This window comes from Streptomyces sp. S186 (genome assembly GCF_051603415.1).
Taxonomy (GTDB): domain Bacteria; phylum Actinomycetota; class Actinomycetes; order Streptomycetales; family Streptomycetaceae; genus Streptomyces.
This window is the reverse complement of record NZ_CP193932.1, coordinates 1,175,550-1,201,455: the sequence shown is the minus strand read 5'-3', so window position 1 is coordinate 1,201,455 and position 25,906 is coordinate 1,175,550. Positions and strand designations below refer to the sequence as shown.

The 25,906-nt window shown below is 74.1% G+C and carries 21 protein-coding genes and 1 tRNA gene; 17 read left to right on the top strand and 5 right to left on the bottom strand.

Going from position 1 to position 25,906, the window contains the following annotated elements; translation table 11 throughout:
* Nucleotides 1-2 precede the first annotated feature (2 nt).
* Nucleotides 3-905 carry an SAM-dependent methyltransferase gene (locus ACRAS8_RS05260; RefSeq protein WP_438484604.1) on the top strand — a complete coding sequence of 301 codons (903 nt, stop codon included), beginning with the start codon at nt 3-5 and terminating at the stop codon, nt 903-905.
* A 141-nt stretch (nt 906-1,046) separates the two neighbouring features.
* Here ACRAS8_RS05260 and ACRAS8_RS05255 read toward each other — a convergent pair whose 3' ends face one another.
* Nucleotides 1,047-1,955 (bottom strand): carbohydrate kinase family protein, encoded by a 909-nt coding sequence (locus tag ACRAS8_RS05255; RefSeq protein ID WP_438484603.1) that lies wholly within the window; start codon nt 1,953-1,955, stop codon nt 1,047-1,049.
* Nucleotides 1,956-2,324: 369 nt separating this feature from the next.
* Here ACRAS8_RS05255 and ACRAS8_RS05250 point away from each other — a divergent pair, with 369 nt between their 5' ends.
* From ACRAS8_RS05250 to ACRAS8_RS05220, 7 genes are all read left to right on the top strand, one after another.
* Nucleotides 2,325-3,725, top strand: a complete 1,401-nt coding sequence (locus ACRAS8_RS05250; protein WP_438484602.1) for an NAD(P)/FAD-dependent oxidoreductase — start codon at nt 2,325-2,327, stop codon at nt 3,723-3,725.
* A 266-nt stretch (nt 3,726-3,991) separates the two neighbouring features.
* Nucleotides 3,992-5,221: an MBL fold metallo-hydrolase gene (locus ACRAS8_RS05245; protein ID WP_438484601.1), complete on the top strand. Its 1,230-nt coding sequence runs from the start codon at nt 3,992-3,994 to the stop codon at nt 5,219-5,221.
* 216 nt (nt 5,222-5,437) lie between these two features.
* Nucleotides 5,438-7,360: a sensor histidine kinase gene (locus ACRAS8_RS05240; RefSeq protein ID WP_438484600.1), complete on the top strand. Its 1,923-nt coding sequence runs from the start codon at nt 5,438-5,440 to the stop codon at nt 7,358-7,360.
* On the top strand, nt 7,350-7,799 hold the full coding sequence (locus ACRAS8_RS05235; RefSeq protein ID WP_438484599.1) for a roadblock/LC7 domain-containing protein: 450 nt from the start codon (nt 7,350-7,352) through the stop codon (nt 7,797-7,799). The genes ACRAS8_RS05240 and ACRAS8_RS05235 overlap by 11 nt, the downstream gene beginning before the upstream one ends.
* Complete coding sequence (locus tag ACRAS8_RS05230) at nt 7,796-8,206, top strand: DUF742 domain-containing protein (protein WP_438484598.1); 411 nt, start codon at nt 7,796-7,798, stop codon at nt 8,204-8,206. Before ACRAS8_RS05235 ends, ACRAS8_RS05230 begins: the two co-directional genes overlap by 4 nt.
* On the top strand, nt 8,184-8,807 hold the full coding sequence (locus ACRAS8_RS05225) for a GTP-binding protein (RefSeq protein ID WP_438484597.1): 624 nt from the start codon (nt 8,184-8,186) through the stop codon (nt 8,805-8,807). Before ACRAS8_RS05230 ends, ACRAS8_RS05225 begins: the two co-directional genes overlap by 23 nt.
* Nucleotides 8,804-9,466, top strand: a complete 663-nt coding sequence (locus ACRAS8_RS05220; RefSeq protein WP_438484596.1) for a GAF domain-containing protein — start codon at nt 8,804-8,806, stop codon at nt 9,464-9,466. The genes ACRAS8_RS05225 and ACRAS8_RS05220 overlap by 4 nt, the downstream gene beginning before the upstream one ends.
* A 77-nt stretch (nt 9,467-9,543) precedes the next feature.
* Here ACRAS8_RS05220 and ACRAS8_RS05215 read toward each other — a convergent pair whose 3' ends face one another.
* The gene (locus tag ACRAS8_RS05215) at nt 9,544-10,812 is read right to left on the bottom strand and encodes an acyl-CoA dehydrogenase family protein (protein ID WP_438484595.1); all 1,269 of its coding nucleotides are present in this window, start codon (nt 10,810-10,812) and stop codon (nt 9,544-9,546) included.
* Nucleotides 10,813-11,086: 274 nt separating this feature from the next.
* Nucleotides 11,087-14,311, bottom strand: a complete 3,225-nt coding sequence (locus ACRAS8_RS05210; RefSeq protein ID WP_438484594.1) for an amidohydrolase family protein — start codon at nt 14,309-14,311, stop codon at nt 11,087-11,089.
* Nucleotides 14,312-14,481: 170 nt separating this feature from the next.
* Here ACRAS8_RS05210 and ACRAS8_RS05205 point away from each other — a divergent pair, with 170 nt between their 5' ends.
* From ACRAS8_RS05205 to ACRAS8_RS05175, 7 genes are all read left to right on the top strand, one after another.
* Nucleotides 14,482-15,396, top strand: coding sequence for an alpha/beta fold hydrolase (locus ACRAS8_RS05205; protein WP_438484593.1), 915 nt, complete (start codon nt 14,482-14,484; stop codon nt 15,394-15,396).
* Nucleotides 15,397-15,621: 225 nt separating this feature from the next.
* Nucleotides 15,622-15,695, top strand: a tRNA-Pro gene (locus ACRAS8_RS05200).
* 395 nt (nt 15,696-16,090) lie between these two features.
* Nucleotides 16,091-16,597: a helix-turn-helix domain-containing protein gene (locus tag ACRAS8_RS05195; RefSeq protein WP_438484592.1), complete on the top strand. Its 507-nt coding sequence runs from the start codon at nt 16,091-16,093 to the stop codon at nt 16,595-16,597.
* 61 nt (nt 16,598-16,658) lie between these two features.
* Nucleotides 16,659-17,231, top strand: a complete 573-nt coding sequence (locus ACRAS8_RS05190) for a hypothetical protein (RefSeq protein WP_438490346.1) — start codon at nt 16,659-16,661, stop codon at nt 17,229-17,231.
* Nucleotides 17,224-18,444 carry an MAB_1171c family putative transporter gene (locus tag ACRAS8_RS05185; protein ID WP_438484591.1) on the top strand — a complete coding sequence of 407 codons (1,221 nt, stop codon included), beginning with the start codon at nt 17,224-17,226 and terminating at the stop codon, nt 18,442-18,444. Before ACRAS8_RS05190 ends, ACRAS8_RS05185 begins: the two co-directional genes overlap by 8 nt.
* A 125-nt stretch (nt 18,445-18,569) precedes the next feature.
* A complete protein-coding gene (locus tag ACRAS8_RS05180; RefSeq protein WP_438484590.1) occupies nt 18,570-19,847 on the top strand; it encodes a cytochrome P450 family protein in 1,278 nt (425 codons plus the stop codon).
* Nucleotides 19,848-20,027: 180 nt separating this feature from the next.
* Entirely contained in the window at nt 20,028-20,996 is a 969-nt protein-coding gene (locus tag ACRAS8_RS05175; protein WP_438484589.1) for a D-alanyl-D-alanine carboxypeptidase family protein, read from the top strand.
* A 192-nt stretch (nt 20,997-21,188) separates the two neighbouring features.
* Here the strand turns inward: ACRAS8_RS05175 and ACRAS8_RS05170 are convergent, their stop codons facing one another.
* Both ACRAS8_RS05170 and ACRAS8_RS05165 read right to left on the bottom strand, forming a co-directional pair.
* The gene (locus ACRAS8_RS05170; protein WP_438484588.1) at nt 21,189-21,752 is read right to left on the bottom strand and encodes a DUF309 domain-containing protein; all 564 of its coding nucleotides are present in this window, start codon (nt 21,750-21,752) and stop codon (nt 21,189-21,191) included.
* Nucleotides 21,753-21,793: 41 nt separating this feature from the next.
* Nucleotides 21,794-22,123, bottom strand: a complete 330-nt coding sequence (locus ACRAS8_RS05165) for a DUF427 domain-containing protein (RefSeq protein WP_438484587.1) — start codon at nt 22,121-22,123, stop codon at nt 21,794-21,796.
* A 215-nt stretch (nt 22,124-22,338) separates the two neighbouring features.
* Between ACRAS8_RS05165 and ACRAS8_RS05160 the strand changes: the two genes are divergently transcribed.
* A complete protein-coding gene (locus ACRAS8_RS05160; RefSeq protein WP_438484586.1) occupies nt 22,339-24,402 on the top strand; it encodes a SpoIIE family protein phosphatase in 2,064 nt (687 codons plus the stop codon).
* Nucleotides 24,403-24,479: 77 nt separating this feature from the next.
* Nucleotides 24,480-25,862, top strand: a complete 1,383-nt coding sequence (locus ACRAS8_RS05155) for a glutamine synthetase (RefSeq protein WP_438484585.1) — start codon at nt 24,480-24,482, stop codon at nt 25,860-25,862.
* The last annotated feature ends 44 nt before the right edge of the window (nt 25,863-25,906 follow it).

Genomic DNA, 25,906 nt, shown 5'->3' with positions numbered 1-25,906 from the left:
CCATGACCGACCAGCACAGCCCTCCCGAGGGGGACGGCGGTGTCCCGGAGTTCGGGCCGTACCCGCCCGGTCCTGACCACCTCGGCTTCGCCGCGGAGGAGATCGACACCAGCCGCCCGCACCCGGCCCGGATGTACGACTACTTCCTCGGCGGCTGGGACAACTACGAGGTCGACCGGGTCGCCGGCGACCGCGTCATCGAACTGCACCCGCAGGTCCGCGGCAGCGTCCGCGCCAACGGCGACTTCCGTGCGCGCGCGGTCCGCACGGTGGTCGCCGCCGGCGTCCGGCAGTTCCTCGTCCTCGGCATCGGCATCCCCACCTCGCCCAACACCCATGAGGTGGCCCGGGAGTCCGCCCCCGAGACCCGGGTGGTGTACGTCGACAGCGACCCCATCGTCGCCACCCACGCCCGGGCCCGGCTCGCCAACGACCCCGGCACCGCCTTCGCCCTCGGGGACCTCCGCGACCCCAAGGCCGTCCTGGACGACCCGGTGGTGCGCGAGCTGATCGACTTCGAGCAGCCGGTGGGGCTGCTGATCGGCGGTGTGATGGACTTCCTCACGGACGACGACAACCCCGCCGCGCTGCTCGCCGCCTTCGGCGCCGCCATGCCGGCCGGCAGCCATCTGGTGCTCTCCCACAGCACCTACGAACCGTACGAGGGCTACGCCGAGGGCCGGGTCGACGAGGCCGCCCGGGCGCATGTGGAAGAGGTCTACAAGAGCGCCACCACCCCGCTCGCGCTGCGCACCAAGGGCGAAGTCGCGGCGCTCCTCGGGCCGTTCGACCCGCTGGAACCGGGCGTCGTACGGGTGCCGCTGTGGCGGCCGGACGGTCCCGTGCCCGGTCCGGAAGAGCTCAACAACACCATCTTCTACGGGGTGGTGGGCCGCAAGGGCTGACGCGGCGTAAGCCGTACGGCCGGACGCCGGTGCCCCGCCCGCGGGGCCGTGCCGGAGTGGGAGTCCGGCCGGCCAGGGGGTCCGCCCCGGGGCGCCGCGAGCCGCCCGGCGCGGGAACCGGTGCCGCGGTGCGGACGAGGGCTATGCCCCGGTGGGGGAGACCTCGGGCTCGGCGGCGGGCAGCGGGGGCGGCGCGGGCGGGGCGGCTCCGAGGTCGTCCGGTCCGGCGAGGGCGGTGTGGGTGCCCGCCGCCGTACAGGCATGGGCGCCCGCCACGGCACCGAGCCGGGCACACTCCTCCAGGTCCCGGCCCGACAGCCGGCCGTAGAGGAAACCGCAGGTGAAGGCGTCACCCGCACCGTTGCTGTCGATGACGGGGCCGGGCGGTACGGCGGCCGGCACCAGTCGCGGGGTGCGGTCCTCGGGGGTGAGGAGGTAGGCGCCGCCCGCGCCGGCGGTGGCGATCACCGCCTGGGCGCGCCCCTCGCGGAGGATCTCCCGCATGATCGAGCTGATCCGCTCGCCGGCCCCCGCCGTGCTCAGGAAGACCAGATCCGAGCGGAACGCGAAGTCGCGGTGGTGCTCGGTCAGGCCGTCCCAGTCGTGCAGGTCCGTGGAGACGGGGATGCCCAGCGCCTCGATGTCGTCGAAGAGATAGCGGGCGAAGTGGCTGATCGAGAGGTGGACGTGCCGGGTGCGGCGGAGCAGCGGGAGGTAGTGCTCGGGCGGCATCCGCAGGTCGAGCGGGTCGCGCGCGTCGTAGAAGGACATCCGGCGGCCGTCGGGCGAGACGAGGTTGACCGCCCGTCGGGTGCCGTGGGGGGAGGTCAGCGGGCGGAAGTCCACACCGCTGCCGGCCAGCCGCTCGCGGACCAGGGCACCCGGTGGGTCGTCGCCGAGGAAGTCCGCGAATCCGGTGGTGAGTCCCAGCGCCGCGCAGCCGAGCGCGACCCCGGTACCGGTGTGCCCGGCCCATTCGCGGATGGGCGGCACCGCATGGCTGTCGGCGGATGGTACGGGCAGCGCACTGACCCGCACGATCGTGTCCACGCCCGATCCGCCGACGACGAGTACGTCATATGGCTCAGATACCTGCTGGAAGGTCACAAGCGTCCCTGAATCCCTTGCTGGTGAGAGGGTTCCCGTGCTGGTGGGAGCGGCCGCGGCCGCGGTGCGCCCGCCGTCGGGAGTCTAGACGCACAGTCGCCTCATATCGGGATGTTAGGGACTGGCGCGACGCGCGGGGGAGGGGCCGGGCGGCCGGGACGCCACCGCCCCCGACCGGCTCCTGGCCGACCCCGCCGGAGCGTTGACACGGGCGCGCCCGGGCGCGGAGGCTGAGGCGGACCAGCGATCAGGTCCCGGGACGGGGAGGACGGCCAGCCGCGGGGCGGGACGGCCGGGGGTGAAGGAGTACGCATGGTGGAGCACACCGGGCGCGGGCGGACCGCTCTCGTGATCGGCGGGGGACTCGCCGGAATGCTCGCCGTCACCGCCCTGCGCGGCCACGTCGAGGCGATCACGGTCGTCGAACGCGACCGCTATCCGGCCGGCCACGCCTTCCGCAAGGGCGTACCACAAGCCCGCCACCTGCACCTTCTCCTCAGTGGCGGGCAGCGCGCACTGGACCGGCTGCTGCCCGGCACGGTCGCCGCGCTCACCGGGGCCGGGGCCCGCAGCCTGTATCTGCCGAGCGATCTGGTCACCCGTACGCCCACCGGCTGGCAGCGCCGCTTCGACGAGCGGAGGCATCCCACGCTCAGCGTCACCCGGCCGGTCCTGGACGCCGTCGTCCGCGAGCGGGCGCTGGCCGCCGCCGGGCCGGCCACCCGCATCGAGGTGCTGGAGGCGACCGAGGCCGTCGGCCTCACCGGCGACGCCCGTCGGGTCACCGGCGTCAAGGTCCGCGCCCGCGACGGCGACCGCACCGCCGGGGCGGTCCGCACGCTCGCTGCCGACCTGGTCGTCGACGCCTCCGGACGCGGCTCCCGCACGCCCCGGTGGTACGCCGAACTGGGCCGCGAGGCACCGCACGAGGAGACCGTCGACTCCGGCCTCGCCTATGCCACCCGGATGTACCGCCCCACCGACCCGGACGGCGGACCGGTGGTGGGCGTCAACGTCCCCGGCCGGCCCGGATGCCCGCGCGGCGCCGCCTACATCCCCGTGGAGGGCGGCAACTGGCTGCTGACCCTCTCCGGAGTACCCGGGCATCACCCGCCCACGGACGGGGCGGAGTTCGCCGCCTTCAGCGCCACCGTCGACCCCTGCGTCCACGAACTGCTCGCCGGCGCCGAACCGGTCTCGCCGGTGCACGGCTTCCGCGACACCCGCAATCGCCGCCGCCACTACGAGCGCCCCGGTGCCGCCCCGGACGGCCTCCTCGTCCTCGGGGACGCCACCTGCACCTTCAACCCCGTCTACGGCCAGGGCATGTCGGTGGCCGCGCTCGGCGCGCTGGCCGTACGCGACACCCTCGACGCCGCCGGCGGTCTCGGGCCCGGCGTCCTCGCCCGGGCCCAGCGGGCGATCAGCCGGTCCGCCGAAACCGCCTGGGCGGCGGCGGTCGGCGCGGACCGCCCCTACGTCCGCGGAACGGCAACCAAGGCAGGCCCCGGCGAGCGGCTGACGACGTGGTACCTCGACCGGCTCGCCGCCCGCGCCGCCATCGACCCGGTCGTCGGCGCCGCCTTCCGCGACGTCTTCTGCCTGACCGCCGCGCCCTCCCGCCTGATGACCCCGCACGTCCTCCTGCGCACCGTCCTCCTCCCGCGCCGCCCTGGCCTGCCCTGCCTGCCGGCCGCGGTGGAGGCGGCGTGACCGGGCTGGCGGCGGCCTGTTCACCTGAACGGATGTCGTCAACTGGCGGTCACAGGTGACCTGTCGTACGGGCCGGATTCAGCCACTGCTTCCGCAACGGGCGGTGTCCGGAAGGTGAGGCCGGGAATGCGGGGGGCGGGCGGGCTGTTGTGACGGAGAGTGCCGGTGCCGGAGCCACGGCCGGCCGTCGCGCGGCGGCCGGTGGCGCCGGAACCCGGCGTTGATGCGGTCCGTTCACTTCGCGACTGCCCGACCATGGAGGTGCCGTGACCGCATCCCGACCCCGCGCCACGCGACTGTCCGCGCTGCGCCCCGCGAGCTTCGGCGCCGAGCCGACCGGCGAGCGGCTGGCGCGGATGCGCAGATCCCCGCAGTTCGTCGACGGTCAGTTCCGTAATCCGGCGCCCACCCGGCAGCTGCTGCGCGGCGCCGCCTGGCCGATGGCCCGTACGCAGCTGAGCCGCGAGGGGCGGCTGCGGCGGGCGCCCGTCGGGCGGATCCCGGTGCACCGCCCGACCGCTGAGGACTGGGGCCGCCCGCCCGCCTCCGGGCTGCGGATCACCTGGATGGGACACTCCAGCGTGCTCGCGGAGATCGACGGGCAGCGGGTGCTCTTCGACCCGGTGTGGGGCGAGCGCTGCTCGCCGTTCGACTGGGCCGGGCCGAAGCGGATGCATCCGGTGCCGGTGGAGCTCGCGGAGCTTCCGCCGGTCGACGCGGTGGTGATCTCGCACGATCACTACGACCACCTCGACATGCCCACCATCAAGAGCCTGGCCGGCTCCGGCGCGGTCTTCGTCGTACCGCTCGGCATCGGCGCCGACCTGGAGTTCTGGGGCGTACCGGCGGCGCGGATCACCGAGCTGGACTGGCACGAGTCGACGCGGGTCGGCGGGCTGACCCTCACCGCGACACCGGCCCAGCACTTCTGCGGCCGCGGGCTGCGCGGCGCCCAGCACACCCTCTGGGCCTCCTGGGTCGTCGCCGGCCCCGAGCACCGCATCTTCCACAGCGGCGACACCGGTTACTTCCCCGGCTTCGGGGAGATCGGAGCGGCGCACGGCCCGTTCGACGCGACGATGGTGCAGATAGGCGCGTACTCCGACTTCTGGCCCGACATCCATATGACGCCGGAGGAGGGCATGCGGGCCCATCTCGACCTGCAGGGCGGGGAGCCGCGTGGGGTGCTGCTGCCGATCCACTGGGGCACCTTCAACCTCGCGCCGCATCCCTGGGCCGAGCCCGCGGAGCGGACGGTGGCGGCGGCGTACCGGGCCGGGGCGGAGGTGGCCGTGCCGACGCCGGGCCGGCCGTTCGAGCCCGCGGACGAGCAGGTCGTGGAGCCGTGGTGGCGGGCGGTGGCGGTGCCGCCGGTGCAGGGCTGGCCGAGCTGGCCGCCGGCGGGTCCGGTGCTTCGGGCCGCCGCGGTGGCGGACGGAGCGGCGGCGGGGCCGGCGGACGGTGCGGTGCGACGGGCGTCGGCCGAACTTCCGTAGTGAGGCGGGGGCCGTGGTGCGCCTGAGGCGCCTGCGGCGAGGCTCAACATCCGCTTTCTGTACGGGAGTTCGGATCTTTTCGCACCCTCGTACGGGTCGTGCCTACCCAAGGAGCTGGCGCGGGGTGGCGAACCCCGGAGAGGGACCGTACTCCGCCCCCACAACAACTAGCGTGCGTGCTCCGCGAACTGCCAACGGCCGATCCGGAGGGCGCCCATGCCTACCGCTGTCCCGCAGAGGACCGAGACGTCCCGGGAGATTTCCCGGTCCCATGGGGGACGGCAGGGCCGCGCGGCCTCTCCGGAGCCGGTCCCGGACGCGGCCATACGGTCCCGCCTGGTCCGCCTCGCCGCCGTCCCCGCCCTGCTGGTGGCCGTGGTCTGCGCGGGCGTCGCCGCGTTCGTGGTCCGCAGCGGCGGCGCCCGGCTCACCGGCCGCGAATGGGCGGTGCTGGCCGGCGGCCTCACCGTGGTCTGCGGCATCGTCCTGATCGGCGCCCTGGTCGGGAACTCCGAGGCCCGCGCCCTGGCACACCGCTACGGCCGCCTGCGCGAGGTGTGCACCCATGCCCGTAACGACCTCGCCGACCTCCTCGACCGGGTGCGCAACGACGAGTGGCTGCGGCCCGGCGAGGAGCGCGAGCCGCTGCCGGAGCCCGGCGGCGACTCCCTCGCCCGGCTCGCCCACGAGGTCGCCGCCACCGGCCGGGCCGCCGAGGCCGCACTCATCGAGGCGGTGGGCATCGTCCGCAGCGACGCCACCGGCAACCAGCAGAAGCTGGAGGTCTTCGTCAACCTCGCCCGGCGCCTCCAGTCCCTCGTCCACCGCCAGATCCTGACCCTGGACGAGATGGAGCACCAGGTCGAGGACCCGGACCTGCTCAAGGGCCTGTTCGTCATCGACCACCTGGCCACCCGCATCCGCCGGCACGCCGAGAACCTCGCCGTGCTCGGCGGCGCCATCACCCGCCGCCAGTGGACCCGCCCGATCACCATGACCGAGGTCGTCCGCTCCTCGACCGCCGAGGTCGAGCAGTACACCCGGATCAAGCTGGTGTCGCCCTTCGAGGGCACCCTGCGCGGGCACGCGGTCGCCGACGTCGTCCACCTGCTCGCCGAACTCGTCGAGAACGCCACCGAGTTCTCCGACCCGGAGACGCCGGTCACGGTGCGGGCCCGGCACGTCACCGCGGGACTCGCCGTCGAGGTCGAGGACCGCGGCCTGGGCATGCCGGCCGAGGAGCAGGAGCAGATGAACCGGCTGCTGACCGACCCCGAGCGGATCGACCTCACCGAACTCCTCGACGACGGCCGGATCGGCCTCTACGTCGTCTCCTCGCTCGCCCAGCGGCACGGCCTCCTGGTGCGGCTCCAGAGCAGCATCTACGGCGGCGTCCAGGCGGTGGTGATCATCCCGCCGGAGCTGCTGGGCGCCAACTCGGCGGAGACCCGGGAGGAGTTCCCGGACGGCATGGAGGACGAGGAGAGCGAACCGGCGTCCGGACGCGGCCGGCGGCCGCACGGCGACCGGTTCGAGTCCGCCCCCGAGCGTCGGGAGGTCACCGCCGGACCGGCCCCGTCCGGTGCCGCCGCCCCCGCCCCGGCCCGCGCGCTGCCCGCCGGCTCCGACGCCGTCCCCACCCGCCGGCGCATCATCCGCACCCCCGCCTCGGCCACCGCCGCCAGCGTCGAGGCCGCCGCCACCGCCCCGCAGCACACCTCCGGCGCGCCCGACGGCCCGTCCCGCGGCGGCCACCCCGCCGATCCCGGCCCGGTGGTGCTGCCGCCCCCGCCGCTGCCCCTCGACGACACCGACCGCCCCCGGCTGCCGCGCCGCGTCAAGCAGGCCCACCTCGCCCCGCAGCTGCGCGAAGGACCGGTCCGGCCACCCGACCGCACCGGGCCCGAACGCCTCCACGACCCCAACCTGATGGCCGCCTACCAGCGCGGCTTCAGCCGCGGCGACCCCAGCTACGCGGCCGGCCTCGCCGCCGCCGGCCACCCCGCCTCCGCTCCCGCCCCCACCCCGGGCCGGCGCGGCGGCACCGGCAGACCCGGAGACCCCGAGCCGCACCCCGCCCCCGACCACGACGCCCCGATGGCCCGCCCCCGAGGAGACGACCCCGACCATGGTGAGTGATGTGCGCGCGCAGACGTCCACGGAGTACCGCGGCAACCAGCACACCGACCTTTCCTGGCTGCTGACCGGACTCGTCCAACGGGTACCGCACACCCGCAGCGCCGTCCTGCTGTCCGCCGACGGCCTCGTCAAGGCATCCCACGGCTTCGAACCGGACGTCGCCGACCACATGGCGGCGCTCTCCTCCGGCCTGTACTCCCTTGCCCGCAGCGCCGGTTCCCGCTTCGGGGAGGGCAGCGACATCCTCCAGGTCGTCGTCGAGATGGAGCAGACCTTCCTCTTCGTCGCCGCCGCCGGGTCCGGTGCCTGCCTGGCCGTCCTCGCCGACCGCGAGGCCGACGCCGGCGTGCTCGGCTACGAGATGGGGATGCTGGTCAAGAGCGTCCGGCCGTATCTGGCGACGCCCCCGCGCCACCAGGCCCCGGCGGGTGGCCGTTGACCTTTGCCCTGCCCCGCCGGCAGCGGCCGCCCGGTCCGGACGCACCCCTGGTCGACGACGTGGCGGGCCGGCTGGTCCGCCCGTACACCGTCAGCAGGGGGCGCACCCGCCCCTCGGCGCACTTCGACCTGATGACCATGGTGCGGGCGACCGGGCGGCGGCCCGCCGGCCTCCAAGGCCCCGACTACGACCGGGTCCTGGGGCTGTGCGACGGGCCCGTCCCGGTCGCCGAGATCGCCGCGCACATCCGCCTGCCCGCCGTGGTCACCAAGGTGCTCCTCGCCGACCTCGTCGACTGCGGGGCGCTCACCGCGCGAACCCCCTCGGCCGTCTCGGCCGGGCCCGCCTTCCGTACCGACCGTGCCCTGCTGGAGGCCGTGCTGCATGGACTTCGTGAACGACTCTGACCCCCGGCCCGCGGGGGACCCCGGAGCCGATTCCTTTCCCACCGCGGTGAAGATCCTGGTCGCGGGCGGGTTCGGAGTCGGCAAGACCACCTTCGTCGGCGCGGTCAGCGAGATCGAACCGCTCAGTACCGAGGAGCTCATCACCCAGATCAGCGTCGGCACCGACGACCTGGAGGGGGTGGCCGAGAAGACCACCACGACCGTCGCCATGGACTTCGGCCGGATCACCCTCGGCCCGGACCACGTCCTGTACCTCTTCGGGACGCCCGGGCAGCACCGCTTCTGGTTCCTGTGGGACGAGCTGTCCCACGGCGCGCTCGGCGCGGTGGTGCTCGCCGACACCCGACGGCTGGACCAGTGCTTCGCCGCGGTCGACTTCTTCGAGGGGCGGGGCATCCACTTCGTCGTCGCGGTCAACGAGTTCGACGGCGGCCACCGCTATGCGCCCGAGGAAGTCCGGGCCGCCCTGGACCTCGACCCGGAGGTCCCGGTCGTGGTCTGCGACGCCCGGCAGTGCGCCTCCGGCACCCAGGTCCTGGTGTCCCTCGTCGGCCACCTCCTCACGTCACCCGCCCGCACCGCCACCCCGGAGCTGCCATGAACGTCCCCTCCGCGCGCTTCCCCTTCCCGTCCCGCCAACCGTCCTGGCGCAGCTATCCCTCCTCCCAACTTCCCTATCTGGACGACGACCTGACGAGGCGTCTGCTGATCACCCCGGAGGACCACGAGGCGCCGGCGCGGGTCGCCCGGCTGCGCGAGCTGGGCATCGGCAAGAACCCGCTGCCCGCCTTCGACGCGTTCGCCCGCAAACTCGCCAAGGCCACCAACACCCCTTATGCCATGGTCAACTTCATCGACGAGCGCGAGCAGTACTTCGCCGGCCTGTACGCCCCCGACCTCGACACCTCCGTCGAGCTGGGCCCGGCGCCGCCCAGCGGCCGCCCGGAGCGGATCATGGCCCGCGACCACGGCTACTGCCCGTACGTCGTGGTGCGGCGCAAGGCGCTGGTCCTGGAGGACGTCTGCGACTACCCGCGGTTCGCCGGGAACCCCGTCGTCGACGAACTCGGCATCCGCACCTACCTCGGCGCCCCGCTGATCGACCACACCGGCATGACGCTGGGCACCGTCTGCGTCATCGACCGCGAACCCCGGCCCTGGGGCCGCGAGGGTCTGCACACCATCAAGGCGTTCGCCGCCGAACTCGTCGAGCAGATCCACGAGATGGAGCAGCGGCAGCGGGAGGCCGACGCCTCCTGACCGGGCCCGCCCGCGGCCCCGGAGGCCCGTACGGCCGGCCGGGGCCGCACCCGGCGGCGGCGCGGCGGGCCCGGCGCTCAGGACACCCGGACCAGCGCCTCCCGGCCCTCGGGCACTCCGGGCACCCCGGCCCCTCCTTCTTCGTCCCGCCACTCCGCCGGCGCCGCCCGCAGCAGCTCGGCGAGCCGGTCCGACCACTCGCCCTTGCCCTGGCCCAGCGCCAACTCGCCCAGCCGCAGCAGCTGGACGTCGGAGGTGCCGGCCGGCGCGAAGATGTGGTGCGCGTCGCGCAGGAAGCGCTCCACCGGCCGGTCGGTGAAGAGGCCGCAGGCGGCGTGGATGTCCATCGCGTCCCGCGCGGACTCCAGCGCCGACTCCACGTTCACCAGCTTGGCGTTCATCAGCTCCGCGTCGCACGGCAGCCCCTCGTCCAGCAGGTGCACCGCGTGGTACGCGGACAGCCGGGCGAGCAGCAGCCGGGACTGGATACGTCCCAACTTCAGCTTGACGGTGGGAAGTTCCGCCAGCGGCTCGCCGTAGCGGCGGCGCTCGGTGCAGAACGCCGTGGTCTCGTCCAGCACCGCCTGGTGGATGCCGAGCGAGACCGCGGTCAGATTCGGCCGCCCGTACAGCACGCTGGAGGAGTACGCCACCGGCAGGCCGTCGCCCTCCCGGCCCAGCAGGCGTGTCGCCGGCACCCGGCAGTCGTCGAAGAACAGCTCGCCGAAGCTGAAGCCGTGCAGGCCCATCGCGGGCTGCTGCGGGCCGACCCGGAAACCGGGGGTGCCGGACTCGACGAGGAACGCCGACAGCCCCTTCGAGCCCTCGCCGGTGCGCACCACGACCCCGTGCAGATCGCCGATGTGGCTGTTGCCGACGTAGATCTTGCGGCCGTTGAGGACGTAGTCGTCGCCGTCGCGGACCGCGGTGGAGGCCATGCCCAGCACATGGCCGCCGGACTGCGGCTCGGTGACCGCGATGGTCGGCAGGCAGTCGCCGGAGGCGATCGCCGGCAGCCAGGTCTTCTTCTGCTCCTCGCTGCCGAAGTGGACGATCTTCGCCACACCCAGCTGGGACGCCTGCACCATGGCGCCCATCGCGGCACTCACCCGCGACAGCTCCTCGATGATCAGGGTCTTGGCGACATGCCCGGCACCCATCCCGCCGTACGCGCGGTCCACCGTCGCGCCGATCCAGCCCTGACGGGCGATCAGCCGGGAGAGGTCCGGGCAGACGGCGCGGCTCGCCTCCATCTCGGCGATCCGGGGCCGGACCTCGCGCTCGGCGAAATCCCGTACCCGGCGCCGGAGTGCCTCATGGCGCCGGTGGGTGAAGTAGCGATGCAAGACGAGACCCTCCTCCGCGGACGTCCGCGTGCCGGCCGCTCGCCGCCTCGGGGCGGCAATGGGCGGTGCCCGTGATCGTACCGGAAAGTGATCCCCCGCTCACCGCGTGCAATATTCGTCGCAACTCCCGCTACGGATCGCGTAAAACCTCAACCCGGCGCATTCCTACGGACACTTGGGCGCGCGGAGGGCTCGGCCCCCCCCCGGCCGCGGGCGCGCGGGGGGCGCGGTTCCGGAAGTCCAGGAACCGCGCCACCCCACACCACCCCGGCCGTCAGTGCCCGACGTCGCAGCAGGACTCCCGGCGCTGCTGCCGGCCCACCGCCAGCCAGTCGGTGCCCCGCGCCGCGCGCAGCGCCGGCCCACCGGGCGCCGGGAACGACTCCACCAGCGCCCGCTGCTCGTACAGCCGGCCGCCCTTGATTACCGCCGAGGTCCGCACCAGCGCGGCGATGTCGCGGAACGGATCGCCGTCCACCAGCGTCATGTCGGCGAGCTTGCCGACCTCCAGCGTCCCCAGATCGCGCTCCGCGCCGAACACCCGGGCCGGCAGCACGGTCGCCGTCCGCAGTGCCCGGGTGACGCTCAACCCGCCCCGGTGCAGCGCCCGCAGCGCCAGATGGAGCGACAGCCCCACCGGCACCAGCGGCTGGTCCGTGCCCAGCGCCACCAGCCCGCCGCCGTCCAGGACCCGGCGGTAGACCGCCACCTCGGTTGCGATGTCGGCCAGCTGCTCCGGCGTCGGCCGGTGTGCGGCGTTCTCCCGGACCGCCGCGCTGTCCCACGGCGGCATCAGCCGGGTCACCCGCTCGTCCTCGGCCAGCGCCGGATCCGCGCCGATCAGCGGCGACGCCGAGAACGGTGTGGCCAGCATGTGCATCCCGCCGGCCGTGTAGACGTCCGTCACGTCCTCGTACGCGTGGCCGGTGGCGGACACCGCGTGCCCGAACTCCAGCCGCTGGGTGGCCTGGAGATGGGTCGTCAGGTCCTGGCCCAGCTGTATGCCGGGGGTGAGCAGATGGCTGCCCGAGCGGACGCCGAGCCGCTCGTGCGCGAAGCGGGCAGCCTCGGCCATCACCCAACCCGGCGCCCGGACATAGGTCTTGACGAAGTCCCAGTCCAGCGCCGCGCCCCGGTCCAGCGACCGCCGCAGCCCCGCCTCGGTGCGGTGCGCCCGGCCCATGCTGTAGGCCACCCGCCCGCCGTCCAGCAGCTCACCGCAGGTCATCAGCCGCGGCCCGGCCAGCGCCCCGGCGGCCAGCGCCTCCCGCAGCCGCGCCTGCTCGTAGGAGAAGCCGCCGCAGGAGACGGTGGTGGTGATGCCGTACGCGAGCTGCAGCGCGGTCTGCCGGCCGCCGTACGTCGTCTGCCAGGGGTGCGTGTGCGCGTCCCACAGCCCCGGCAGCACCGTCCGGTCCGCGGCGTCCACCCGCCGGGCGGTGCCCGCCCGGGACGCCCGGTGCGGCTCCACCGCCGTGATCCGGCCGTTCCGCACCACCACGTCGACGTCCTCGCGGACCGTGTCGCCGGTGCCGTCCCAGAACCGGCCCGCGTGCACCACGGTGTCCCGGGCCCGGGCCGGCCGCCGCTCCAGCGCGACCGGAACGGTCCGCGCCGCCCCGCCGGACACCGCGACCAGCCGCAGCCGCCCCGCCGAGAGGTACAGCAGCGTCGTCGAGTCCCCGGACCACGACGGATGGTCCGCGGCCTCCTCGGTCAGCTGCCGCGGTGCACCGTCCGGCGTCCCGTCCGGCCGCACCGGCAGCACCCACAGCGCCGACTCGGCGATCACCGCCAGCCACTTCCCGTCCGGCGACCACACCGGCCCGGAGTCGTAGCGGTCGGCGATCGAGACATGCTCGGCGACCTGGTACAGCCGGTCCTTGCCGGTCTCCGCGTCGACGATCCGGATGACGTTGTAGCCCTCGCGGAACCGGTGGTTGAGCCGGTTGCGGTCGCACAGCGCCAGATGGCGGCCGTCCGGCGACCAACTGGGCCGGCCCGGCAGCCCGCCCGCGCCCATCGGCGCCGCCAGCGACCGCTCCGAGCCGTCCGCCAGGGTCCGTACGACGAGATTGCCGAACATGTCCAGCGTCGCCAGCCGCCCGCCGTCCGGCGACAGCGCCGGCTGTACCCGCCCGCCGGACGCCAGCACCGTCTCCGCACCGGAGCCGAGCTCCCGGCGGCGCACCGCGAACAGCCCGTCCCGGTCGTCCGCGTACACCAGCGCCCGGCCGTCCCGGGACCAGCTCGGCGCGGACACATAGCGGGTGGCCGCCGCCCCGGTGATCCGGCGCGGCGCGCCGCCGCCCGAAGTGGGCGCCACCCACAGGGAGTTCAGGGCGGCGAACGCCACCTTGCGACCGTCCGGGGAGAGCGCCGGCAGGTGGATCCCGCGGACCGGGCCGGCCGCCGTGGACTCGAAGCCGTAGTCCTTGACGCGGTACCGCGGCCGGTCCACCGGCAGTCGCGCGGTGAACGGGATGGTCTCGGCCCGCTCCGGCGCGTCGGGCCGGACGATCCGGAACTGCCCGCCGACCGTCACCAGCAGCGCGTCCCGCGACACCCAGCGCGGCGGCACCGGCTCCACATCGCCGTCAACCGCCACCGCCGCGCCGTCCACCACCAGCGTGCAGGTCGGCCCCGGGCGGTCGGTGGTCCGCAGATACGCCAGCCGCCCGGCGGGGGACAGTGCGGGCACCATCACCTGCGCCGCGGCCGACTCGGTGTGCTCGGTGCGCACCGCGCCCCGCCCGTCCGCGGGCACCGACGCCACCGTCCGGGAGACCAGCGCCGGGCCGTCCAGCCGGCCCCGGACGAAGACGATCCGCGTGCCGTCCGGCGACCAGCACGGGTCGAAGTCCTCCCAGGCGCCGTCCTGATGGGGGCCTTCCTGGCCGGGCAGCCCGGTCACCCGGGTCAGCCGGCCGGACGCCACCTCCAGTACCCATAACCGGTACGGGCTCCCGTTCACCGCGTCGCCGCCGCGCTCGGAGGCGAACGCGATCCGGGTGCCGTCGGGCGACCAGGACGGGCCGCGGTCGTCCCACGGGCCGTCGGTCAGCTGCGTCAGCCCCGAACCGTCCGGGGCCAGCGCCCACAGGTGGAAGTTCCCGCCGCGGTAGGCGCAGACCGCGAGGCGGCGGCCGTCGGGGGAGAACACCGGGCGGGTGGGCTCCAGATCGGGCGGGGTCAGCGCCCGCGCCCGGCCGCCGGCGCGGGGCAGCGACCACAGGACGTTCTGCACCTCGGCGACCAGGCGGTCACCGGAGGGCGCGAGGGTGGCGGCGCCGTTGGTGGCGGCCGCGAAGGACAGGCCCGTGGCCGCGCCCGCGCCCGGGGCGCCGGCCGGTGCGGCGGGCAGGGCCTCGGCGGCGGGCACCGCGAGGCCCACCAGCCCGGCCGCGGTGGCGGCCGAGGCGGTGCCCTGGAGGAACCTGCGGCGGGAGAGCGGCGCATGCGGTATCGGAGCGTGCTCGGGACGGTCTGCGGTGTCCAACGATCCTCCTGTGAAAGGGGGTTGCGGCACAGTGCCGGCACGGAACCGCCTGATCGTTTCACGCCGGGCGGGCCGCGGGCCATGTCCTTACGCGTGCCCCGTGGCGAACCGCTGCCCCGCGGGCCAGAGTGGGCCCGACCGACGACACCCGCCCGCCCCAGGAGAGCACCATGCAGCAGGACGTCCACGAGGCCCACGACGGCGCCCGCATCGCCGTCTACACCTGGCTCCCGGAAACCGGCACCCCGCGCGCCCTGGTCCAGATCGCCCACGGCGCCGCCGAACACGCCCGCCGCTACGACCGCTTCGCCCGCTTCCTGACCGGCCACGGCTACGCCGTCGTCGCCTCCGACCACCGCGGCCACGGCGCCACCGCCGCCTCCACCGGCGGCCGCGGGGTGACCGGCGAGGACGCCTGGCGGGCCGTCGTCGGCGACCTCAAGGCTCTCGGCGACCGCGCGGCCGCCGCCCACCCGGGCCTGCCCCTCGTCCTCCTCGGCCACAGCATGGGCGCGATGCTGGCCCGTGACTACGCCCAGGAGTACGGCGCCGACCTCGCCGGCCTGATCCTCACCGGCACCTTCCGCACCCTGCCGGGCCTCGACATCGACGCCGCCACGGCCGAACTGGAGACGGAGATCGCCGCGCACGGCCGGGCCCACCCCTCCCCGTTCCTCCCGCGCACCTTCGGCTCCTTCAACGACGCCTTCGCGCACCGCACCGGCTACGAGTGGCTCTCCCGGGACACCTCCGAGGTCGACCGCTACGCCGCCGACGAGGACTGCGGCTTCCCGTTCTGCGCCGGCCTCGTCCTCGACTGGGTACGCGCCATCCGCAAGATCAACGACCCCGCCCACCTCGCCCGCGTCCCGCGCGGCCTGCCGATCCATGTCGCGGTCGGCGACCAGGACCCCTGCCACCAGCGGATGACCCTGGTCCACGAACTCCTGGAGGACTTCCGCTACCTCGGCATCCGCGACCTGACCTGGCGCGCCTACCCGGACGCCCGCCACGAGATCCTCAACGAGACCAACCGCGACGAGGTCCAGCACGACCTGCTGACCTGGCTCGACAAGCACATCTGATCCCCCGTCACCGCCCGGCGCCTCCGGCCGCCGGGGCGGCCTGCGCGCCCAGGAACCCGGCGATGCGCTCCCGCAGGCGGCCGGCGGCAGCCCGTGCGGTGGCCGCGCCCGCCCGCCGGCTGCCCCGTTGCCGGCGTCGGCCGGGAAATGGCAGCACGCACCCTCTGACATGGGGTATTGTTCTCGTGCACGACCGCCCGGGGGGTTCCCCGGGGAGTCGGGCACCGGGACGTGGCGCAGCTTGGTAGCGCACTTGACTGGGGGTCAAGGGGTCGCAGGTTCAAATCCTGTCGTCCCGACTTACGGAAACGTGAGTCAGAGGCCGTGTCGGAAAATTCCGACACGGCCTCTTCGCGTTGCCCGCCGATGCCGGGGGCCGCGGAAGATGGCCGGAAGCCGGCGTCGTGACGCGCTGGAGCGGAATCGCGCTCCCCGGTGGCCCCGCCCTCGCCCCTGAAGCCGCAGGGCAATTGGTCGTCCGGAGTGCCCGCGGCGACCCTGCTGTCCCAGCTCAGCCCGCTTGAGGGCCTCGTCGAGCGGCGTGCCGTTGTTGCCTCCTCACTCAACTCGCGGTTAAGTTCGGTGCTCCTCACTGTCCGTATGTGGACTGGTGCGGGGTGTTCGTGCCGTGACAGGATGGGGGTGTGGTCGCGATGGCCTTAACTGCTCGTTGGGGCAACTCGGGGAACGGGGGATGACAGTGGGGGGCGAAAGCCGCGCCAAGGGGGAGGGCAGCGTGCTCGCGGAACGGCTCAACCACCTCTTCGCGCACATGCACCCGCCGGGCGCGCCGTACACCAACGCCCATGTGGCCGAGGAGATCAGCCATGGGACGGCGGAGTACGGCGGGGTCAAGGTGACCGAGCAGTACCTGTCGATGCTGCGCAACGGACGGCGGACGAACCCCAGCCCCGAGCTCCTGCGCGCGCTGGCGAAGTTCTTCGCGGTCCCCGTCGGGTATCTGCTGGGGGACCTCTCGCAGCCGCAGGCCGCGCGGGTGGAGGAGGAGGTCAAGTTCCTCGCCGCCATGCGGGACCAGCGGGTGCGCGCCATCGCACTGCGCTCGGTCGGGCTGCCCCCGGAGGTCCAGGACAGCCTGACGACGATCATCTCCCAGTTCCGCCGGCAGATGAACCTGCCGGACGGCCCGCCGGAGCAGGGTGGTGATCGGCGTGGCGCACGGCCCGACACGGACCGCTGAGCGCGACCGGATCTTCACTACCTGGCGGCGGGCCGGACACGAGGACGGGACGAGCATGCGAGTGGGGCAGATGCGCAGGCGGTGCAAGCAGCTCATCAAGGAGCTGCGGCTGCCCGCCTCGACCGATCTGCGGGGGATCTGCGACATCGTCGCGGCCCGGGTGGAGCGGCCCGTCCACCTGGTGCCGATGAGCCTGGGCGGCGTGGTCTCCGGCATGACCGCCACCACCGAGGACGGCTACTGGGTCTTCTACGAACTCAAGACCTCCCCCTGGCACCAGGCCCACATCGTGCTGCACGAACTCAGCCACCTCCTCCTCGGCCACGACCAGGACCCCGCCGTCACCGAGGACGCGCTGCGGATGTGGACCCCGTCCGTCGACGTCGCCACCGCCATGCGGCGGATGGGTCTGACGATGGGCTTCGCCCGGCACCACGGCTATGACAACCTCGCCGAGCGGGAGACCGAGGTGCTCGGCACGCTCCTGATGGAGCACGTGGTGCCCTCCGCGGTGGAGCGGGAACTCCCGCTGGAGGGACCGGCCGCCGAGGTCGCGGCGGCCCTGGGCCCCGCCCTCCAGCACATCCGGCGCCAGCAGGAGGCCGGCGCACCGAAGGGGGAAGCCGGTGTTTGACGTCGTCTACCTCTGCTTCGGGGCCGCCGCCTGGGCACTCGTCGCCTACAAGGCCGTCGCCTGGTTCCGGGACCGCTCCAACACCGACCTGGGCCTGGCCTGCGTGATGACCGGCGGCGTGGCCACCGTCTTCCTCTTCTCCGCGCCCAGCCTCTACCGCGGATTCGACCGGCTGGTCGGCGTGGCCAACCTCGCCATGGTCTTCCTCTACTCCTCCGTCGTGGTGTTCGCCGCCGGGGCGCTGGTGCTGCTGCTCCGCTGGACGGCCGGCGAGGGCGACGCGGCCCGGACGCGGGCCCGCGCCAGGGCCCGCGCGGCGGTCGGTGCGGTGGCGCTCCTCTGGGCGGTGGCCGTCACCGGCTTCGCCGTCGGCCGCCCGGACGCCGTGGAACACCCCCGCGACTTCTCCACCGCCTACACCGACGCCCCCGGCGTGATGGTCTTCCTGGTGCTGTATCTGGCCATCTTCGGGGCGAGCCTGGCGGGCCTGGGCACGCTCTGCCCGCGCTACGCCGCCCGGCTCGGCGGCTCCTGGCTGGCCCGCGGACTGCGGGTGCTGGCCGCCGGCTGCTGGCTCGGCCTGCTCTACTGCGCCTGCAAGGTCGTCGGATTCGCCCTGTCGTGGGCCGGGCACCCGGCGCTCTGGCTCTCCAACGGCGTTGCCCCGCTCAGCGCCTCGGTCGCCGCGATCCTCGTCCTCACCGGCTTCAGCCTGCCCGCGGCCGGCCCCCGCGTCGCCGCCTGGCGCCGGCTGCGCCGCCTGACGCCACTGTGGCGGACCGTCACCGCGCAGACCCCCGAGGTCACCATGGACGGCTCCCGGTGGTCCGGTCACTGGCCCTTCGCCGACCTGGAATGGCGCGCCAACCGCCAGATGGCCGAGATCCGCGACGTCCAGCGCGGCATCCGCCGGCACGTCGAGTCCGACGCCATCGACATCGTCCTGGAGCGCGCCCGCGCGGTCTCCCTGGACGACCGGCAACTGGCCGCGGTCGCCGAGGCGGCCGCCCTCCGGCGCGGCCTGGAGAACCGCGCGGTCGGCCATGTCCCGGCCCACGGCGCCGACAGCGTGGTGGTCGCCGACGGCCGGGAGGCCGCCGAACTCTCCTCCGAATACGAGCACTTGGCCCTGGTCGCGGACGTCTACCGGTCGCCGCTGATCGAGACCGTGCTCATCGAGTTGCGGCAGCGCAGCGCCACCTTGCGCCGCTGACCGCGACCCCGAAGACGGGGTGGCCCGGTACGGGGGTCCGGGCCTCCCGCTCCGCGCACGGCGGCACCGGCCCACGTGGCCGGTGCCGCCCGGCGCCCCCACCCGTTGATCTACGCTCGGACGCCATGCAGAACACCGCCGAGACCGGCCCGACGCCCCCCCTCGACACCACCCCCCTCGACACCACCTCTCTCCTGGACGACCCGTACGCCGCCCTCGCCGCGCTCCGCGAAGCCGGCCCGGTGCACCGCATCACCGGCACCGACGGGCAGCCCGCCTGGCTGGTCACCCGCTACGACGACGTCCGCAGCGCGCTGGCCGACCCCCGGCTCTCGCTCGACAAACGCCATGCGACGCCCGGCAATTACCGCGGCTTCTCGCTGCCGCCCGCCCTCGACGCCAACCTGCTCAACATGGACCCCCCGGACCACACCCGGATCCGCCGCCTGGTCGTCAAGGCGTTCACCCCGGGCCGGGTCGAGGCGCTCCGCGGACCCGTACGGCGCATCGCCGACGGCCTGTTGGACGCCATGGCCGCGAAGGGCCGCGCGGAACTCGTCGCGGACTACGCCGGACCGCTGCCCATCACCGTCATCTGCGATCTGCTCGGCATCCCCGCCGAGTCCCGCCGCGACTTCCTGGCCTGGTCGGACGCGCTCATCACCCCCGACCCCGGCCGCCCGCAGGCGATGAAGGAGGCGATCGGCGCGATGCTGGAGTTCTACACCGCGCTGATCGCCGCCAAGCGCGCCGAACCCGGCGACGACCTGCTCTCGGACCTGATCGCGGTCCGCGACGACGCCGCGGACACCACCGGCGCCGCGGGCGCCGACCGGCTCAGCGAGGACGAACTGACCTCCCTGGCCTTCCTGATCCTCTTCGCCGGCTACGAGAACACCGTCCAGCTCATCGGCAACGCCGTCCTCGCCCTCCTCGACCACCCCGAACAACTCGCCGCGTTGCGCCGAAATCCAGCCGAAGTGACGCCTGCCGTCGAGGAGTTCCTCCGCTACGATGGGCCGGCCGCCCTCGCCATCCGCCGATTCCCCGTCGAGGACGTGGAGATCGGCGGCGTCCGCATCCCCGCCGGAGAGAGCGTGCTGCTCTCGATCGCGTCCGCGAACCGTGACCCGCACCGGTTCCCCGCCCCGGACCGGCTGGACCCGGCCCGCGACCTGTCCGGCCACCTCGCCCTGGGACACGGCATCCACTACTGCCTGGGCGCACCGCTGGCCCGGATGGAGGCGGAGATCGCCATCGGCGCCCTCATCAGCCGTTTCCCCGGGCTGCGCCTCGACGTGCCGCGGGACGACGTACGGCATCGCCGCACCATCCGGGCGCGTGGCCTGATTTCGCTGCCTGTGGCCTGGTCATCCGAGAACGCACAAGTTTTTGATGCGTAACCGTTCAGGCATGCGGTAGAAAAGTCCTGTGACCCGCCCGGTGTGCATCCCCCGTCGCACCGGGCGGGTCCCTCTTTGCGTCTGCGCAGACCCCTGCGACACGTAGGCCGGGCGACCGCCCCTTGGCCCGTCTGGCGCACCCGCGCTGCGCCGACCGCCGGCCCTTCTTAGCGTGATCTCATGGCAATTGACGCGCTTGTGTCCAAGAAGGCCGGTGCGCTGGTACTTATCGCCGCCGCCGGTATGTCCCTGACCCCTATACCTGCCGCCGCCCGCGCCACCGCGTCGACGGCACGTCAGCCCGCCGGCCACTCCCGTCACCTGCGCCGCGACCTCACCGCCCTGGCCTGGCTGGTCGCCGACGTCAACTCCGGCAAGGTGCTGGCCTCCAAGAACCCGCACCGCAAACTCGCCCCGGCCAGCACCCTCAAGACCCTCTTCGCGGTCACCGTACTGCCCAAGTTCTCCGCCAAACGGGTGCGCCAGGTCACCGCCGCCGACCTCTCCGGACTCGGCTCCGGCAGCAGCGTCGTCGGCATCCGCCAGGGACGGAGCTACACCGTCGCCGACCTGTGGAACGGCGTCTTCCTGCGCTCCGGCAACGACGCGGTGCACGTCCTCGCCGCCATGAACGGCGGCTGGTCGGCCACCGCCCGGGAGATGCAGCAGACCGCCAACCGGCTCGGCGTACACGACACCACGGTCAAGTCCCCGGACGGCTACGACGCGCCCGGCCAGGTGTCCTCCGCCTACGACCTGACGGTCTTCGCCCGGGCCGGCCTAGCCAACGAGGACTTCGCCCGCTACTGCTCCACCGCCCGCGCCGCCTTCCCGGCCGCCGGCGGCGGCACCGCCCAACTGGAGAACACCAACCGGATACTGGTGGGCTCGCACGGAATGCCCCGCTACCCCGGCATCATCGGCGTCAAGAACGGCTACACCAGCAAGGCCGGCAACACCCTGATCGCCGCCGCCCGCCGCAACGGCCACACGCTGATCGCCACCGTGCTCAACCCCCAGTCGGGCGAGGCCAACGGCGTCTACAAGGAGGCCGGTGCGCTGCTGGACTGGGGCTTCGAGCACGTGGCGCACTCCGAACCGGTCGGCCGGAGCGGGCGCGATGACGAGGAGGAGGAAGAGGACTTCTAGGGCGTGTCCGATGGGTCAGGGTCGGATAGGCCGGGGCGTCTGGTGCGGTGCATCGCAAGGCGCCGGAGCGGCCTGATAGCGGAGCTATCGGGACGATTCGGCAACGCGGCGAGGTGCCGTGCCAGGCGTCGCGGCCCCGGCCCTGACCCATCGGACACGCCCTAGGGCTGCCGGCGCGGTGGTCCGTGGTCCTCAGGCGTGGCCCCGCAGTCGGGGAGCCGAACCGGCGGCCGGGACCGGACCGGCCGCCGCACCGTTCTCCGGGGCGTCCCCTGCCAGGCGCCCGGTCAGCTCACGCGCCCAGGCCGTCAGCCCGTCGATGTCGATGCCGTACGGCGCGGCGGCGGCATACCGGGCGAGGGCCGCGGCGCCCCGCTCCAGCAGCGCGGCGCCGCCCGTGGCATTGCCGCGCGCCGCATGGGTGAGCCCCACGGCGAGCTGGGCCAGCCCCCGCCAGAGCGCACGCTCGGCCTCGGGGGCGGCCTTCCAGGCGTCCTCCAGGACCTCATGGGCATGGAACGGTTTCCCGTCGTCCAGCAGCCGCTGCGCCTCCGCCAGCGTCTCGTCCGGTGTACGGGACACGCCCTCGGGCTGCCGGGCGACGCCCGGGGAACCGTAGGGCAGCGGGCGGCCCAGCCCGTCGCGGGGGCGGGCGTTGCGAGCCCGCCCCTGCTCGTCGCGGTCACGGGGGCGCGGCGCGGGGGCGCCGTCCTCCTCGTTCCGGGTGGGCTGTCGGGGGTCCTCCGGGGCATTCACCCTTCGATTGTGCGCCGTGGAACGGTGCCACCGTCGCGGACCTACGCCAACTGCACCTCGTAGAAGCAGAAATGATCCTTGATCTCCGCGACGCCGGCGTGCGGCTCGGGGTAGGCCCAGACCAGGTCCTCGGGGCCCTGTTCGAGCGACCAGTAGGAGGCGGTCCCCTTGAAGGGGCACACCGTATGGGTCGCGGAGGGGGTCAGCAGGTCCGTGCGGACATCCTCCGGGGGCAGGTAGTAGCGCACCGGACAACCGGTCTCGAAGAGCAGCAGCGGGCGCCGGCTCTCCGCGAGCACCTGCCCGTTCACCGCGACCCGGACGTGCTCGGTGCCTTGCTTGATCTCGATGTGATGGCCTTGCGTGGTCACAGCCCTGATCTCCGTTCGCGCGTCGGACGGTACGTCCTCAGGGTCGCATCCGGGACGGGTTCCGGGAGATCCCTGAGGCCGGCAGGCGTGCTCGGTGAGATGGTCGAGGCTGTGGTGGCAGCGGCTGGTGTCGGCTACACATGGCGAAATCGCTGGGAGAGAGGTGACAAATGGTGGACAAGCCGGGACGAGGTTGACTGTGGCACAGTGACGGCATGGCTGACCGGGGAGCGAAGCGGCCCACCGTGTCGGTGCCGGACGACTGGCCCGCCCACCCGGACCTGACCCTGGCCCTCAACGGCATGGGCGGCTTCGACTGGGACCTCGACAGCGGGCTGATGCATCTGGATCCGCCCGCGCTGGAGGTTTTCGACCTCCGGCCGTCCGAGTACGACGACCGTCCGGAGACCCTCCGCTGCCGGGTGCCGGGCCACGAGGCGACCCGGCTCGACGCCCTGGTGGTCCGCGCGCTCAAGGACGGCAGCCATTCCTACGGCGCCTACTTCCGGGTCCGGCTCCGGGACGGCGCGCTGCGCTGGACGCACGCCCAGGGCAGCATCCGCCGCGACCCCACCGGCCGGCCCCGCCGCGTCATCGGCGTGGTCCGGGACGCCACCGACGAGTACGCCCAGGCCGCCGAGCGGCTCGCGGTCACCGAGGAGCGCCGCCGGCACACCAGCATCGTCGAGCGCACCACCGCCGCCCTGGCGCACGCCCGCACGGTCGGCGAGGTGATCGGCGTCCTCGCCGACGAGGAGGGGCTGAGCCGGCTGGGTGCCGAGAACATCATCCTCGGCCTGGTCGAGGCCGGCCGGATCCGACTGGTCTCCGAGGGCAGGGCGGGCAGCTTCGTCCCGGACCTGGAGTACACCAGGGTCGGCGACGAGTTCCCGATGAGCGAGGTGGTGCGGACCCTCACCCCGCGGTTCGTGCGCAGCCGCGAGGAGTTCCGCACCGGCTATCCGCGGCTGTGGCCGGCCATCGAGCCGCTTAACGTCGGCTCCGGCGCGTATCTGCCGCTGATCGCCCAGGGCCGCCCGATCGGGGTGATCGGGCTGTTCTTCGCGCGCGAGAGCGACTTCCGGGACCAGGAGCGCAATGTGCTGGTCGCGCTGGGCAGCAGCATCGCGCAGAGCCTGGCCCGGGCGATGCTCTACGACCAGGAGCACGAGATCGCCGCCGGTCTGCAGCAGGCGATGCTGCCGCGCCGGATCCCCGGCTTTCCCGAGGCGCAGATCGCCGTCCGCTACCGCTCGGCCCGGATGGGCCGGCACATCGGCGGCGACTGGTACGACGTGATCCCGCTGCCGGACGGGCGGGTCGCCGCGGTCATCGGCGACGTCCAGGGCCACGACACCCAGGCCGCCGCCCTGATGGGGCAGCTGCGGATCGTGCTGCGGGCCTACGCCGCGGAGGGGCACGCGCCGGCCACCGTGATGGCCCGCGCCTCGGCGTTCCTCAACGAACTGGACACCGACCGCTTCGCCACCTGCACCTACGTCGACGCCGACCTGACCACCGGCGCCGCCCGTTTCGTCCGGGCCGGCCATCTCGATCCCATGGTGCGGCACGCCGAGGGCATCTGCCGCCGGCTCCCGGTGGCCGGCGGGCTGCCGCTCGGCCTCTCCTCCGAGTTCCGGCTGCTGGACTACCCCGTCACCACCGTCCACCTGGCGCCCGGCGACACCCTGGTGCTGTGCACGGACGGCCTGGTGGAGGAACCGGGGGCCGATCTGGACGCCGGACTGCGGCAACTGGCCCGGGAGGTCCGGGACGGCCCGCAGGACGTCCAGCAACTGGCCGACCGGCTCTGCGAGTCGGCGGACGACCGGCGGGGCGAGGACGACATGGCGCTGCTCCTGCTGCGCCGGCTCGGTCCGCCCGAGCACGACACGGTGGGCCGCTTCCGGCAGCACGTCGCGCCGGCCGACCCCGCGGGGCTCTCCGCCGCCCGGCACATGATCCGCGCCGCGGTCCGCGCCTGGGGCGCCGGCGAGCGCACCGAGGAGATCGAGCTGGTCGCCGATGAGTTGATCACCAATGCCCTGCTGCACACCGACAGCGAGGCGGTGGTCACCATCCGGATGCCGCACGGCGCCGAACGGCGGCTGCGGGTGGAGGTCGAGGACGGCGCCAGCAGCCTGCCGCGCCGCCGCGAACCGGGCGAGGCCGGCGTCTCCGGCCGGGGCCTGCTGCTCGTCGACCGGCTGGCGGATGTCTGGGGAGTGGAACCGCGCGGCGGCGGAAAGTGCGTATGGTGCGAGTTCAACTGCCCCTGACCGGGAAGGCCCTGGCCCGACCGGCACACAGCGGGTACGGGCGCCGAGGGATCGGCACGGCCAGGTGAGGATGCACTATGGGAGCGCGGGCGGAACAGCGTGAGAGCGCCGTCCAGTCGGCGGCGCGGCTCGACGCGGAGGGGGTCGGCAATGTCGCGCTGACCTGGGTGGACAACGCGGGCATCAGCCGCGTCAAGACCGTGCCGACGCGGCGGCTGGCGGACGCCGTGGCACGGGGCGTCGGCATGTCGCCGGTGTTCGACGTCTTCACCTCCGCCGACGGCATCACCGCCTCCGACCACCTCGGCGGGCCCGACGGCGATCTGCGGCTCTTCCCCGACCTGGACCGGCTCACCATCCTTGCCGCGCAGCCCGGTTGGGCCTGGGCGCCGGCCGACCGCTACGACCAGCTGGGCCGGCCGCACCCCGCCTGCCAGCGGCTGTTCGCCCGCCGGATGGCCGAGCGGGCGGCCGCCGCGGGGCTGGAGCTGCGGATGGGCTTCGAGACGGAGTGGGTGGTCGCCCGCGCCCCGCAGGGTCCCGCCGACGCCGGGGAGCTCGACTACCCCACCACGGCCCCCGCCTACGGCATGGCCCGGGTCGTGGCACTCTCCGACTACCTCCGCGACGTCACCGAGGCCCTCACCGTCCAGGGCGTCGAGGTCCTCCAGCTCCACCCCGAGTACGCGCCCGGCCAGTTCGAGGTCAGCACCGCGCCCGCCGACCCGGTGCGCGCCGCCGACGACGTCGTCCTGGTCCGCGAGACGATCCGCGCGGTCTCCGCCCGGCACGGGCTGCGCGCCTCCTTCGCCCCGTCCGTCGTCGCCGGCGAGGTCGGCAACGGCTGCCATCTGCACCTCGGCCTCTACCGCGACGGGACGAGCCTGCACCGGGCCGCCGACACCGACTGGTCCCTGGCGCCGGACGCGGTGGCGTTCCTCGCCGGCGTCCTGGACGCGCTGCCCGCCCTGCTCGCCATCGGCTGCCCCTCGCCCGCCAGTTACCTGCGGCTGCAGCCCTCCCACTGGGCCGGGATCTACCAGTGCTGGGGCGTGGAGAACCGCGAGGCCGCGCTCCGGCTGGTCATCGGCGCCCCCGACGACCCCGACGGCGGGCATGCCGAGGTCAAGCCCTTCGACGCCGCCGCCAACCCCTATCTCGCGGTCGGCGCGGTGATCGCCGCCGGCCTGCACGGCATCGACACCACGGCCCGCCTGCCCGCCCCGCAGACCGGCGACCCCGGTGTCCTCGGCGTCCGCGAGCGCGCCCGGCGCGGCATCGTCAGGCTGCCCGCCACCCTCACCGAAGCCGCCGACCGGTTGGAGAAGTCGGCGCCGCTGCGCGAGGCGCTCGGCGAGGTGCTGCACGGCGCGGTGCTCGCGGTCCGGCGGGCCGAGGAGGCCCACTACGCCGCGTACGAACCGGCGGAGATCGCCGCCGCCACCCGCTGGTGCTGGTGAGGACCGCGGCGGCGGGGCGGTCGGTAAGGGGCACTCGGGGCATG

Coding starts and splice junctions, on each gene's coding strand:
- ACRAS8_RS05250 (WP_438484602.1), top strand. CDS start 2,325: ATGGTGGAGCACACCGGGCGCGGGCGGACCGCTCTCGTGATCGGCGGG.
- ACRAS8_RS05160 (WP_438484586.1), top strand. CDS start 22,339: ATGGCTGACCGGGGAGCGAAGCGGCCCACCGTGTCGGTGCCGGACGAC.
- ACRAS8_RS05155 (WP_438484585.1), top strand. CDS start 24,480: ATGGGAGCGCGGGCGGAACAGCGTGAGAGCGCCGTCCAGTCGGCGGCG.
- ACRAS8_RS05225 (WP_438484597.1), top strand. CDS start 8,184: ATGGACTTCGTGAACGACTCTGACCCCCGGCCCGCGGGGGACCCCGGA.
- ACRAS8_RS05220 (WP_438484596.1), top strand. CDS start 8,804: ATGAACGTCCCCTCCGCGCGCTTCCCCTTCCCGTCCCGCCAACCGTCC.
- ACRAS8_RS05235 (WP_438484599.1), top strand. CDS start 7,350: ATGGTGAGTGATGTGCGCGCGCAGACGTCCACGGAGTACCGCGGCAAC.
- ACRAS8_RS05260 (WP_438484604.1), top strand. CDS start 3: ATGACCGACCAGCACAGCCCTCCCGAGGGGGACGGCGGTGTCCCGGAG.
- ACRAS8_RS05240 (WP_438484600.1), top strand. CDS start 5,438: ATGCCTACCGCTGTCCCGCAGAGGACCGAGACGTCCCGGGAGATTTCC.
- ACRAS8_RS05175 (WP_438484589.1), top strand. CDS start 20,028: ATGGCAATTGACGCGCTTGTGTCCAAGAAGGCCGGTGCGCTGGTACTT.
- ACRAS8_RS05180 (WP_438484590.1), top strand. CDS start 18,570: ATGCAGAACACCGCCGAGACCGGCCCGACGCCCCCCCTCGACACCACC.
- ACRAS8_RS05195 (WP_438484592.1), top strand. CDS start 16,091: ATGACAGTGGGGGGCGAAAGCCGCGCCAAGGGGGAGGGCAGCGTGCTC.
- ACRAS8_RS05205 (WP_438484593.1), top strand. CDS start 14,482: ATGCAGCAGGACGTCCACGAGGCCCACGACGGCGCCCGCATCGCCGTC.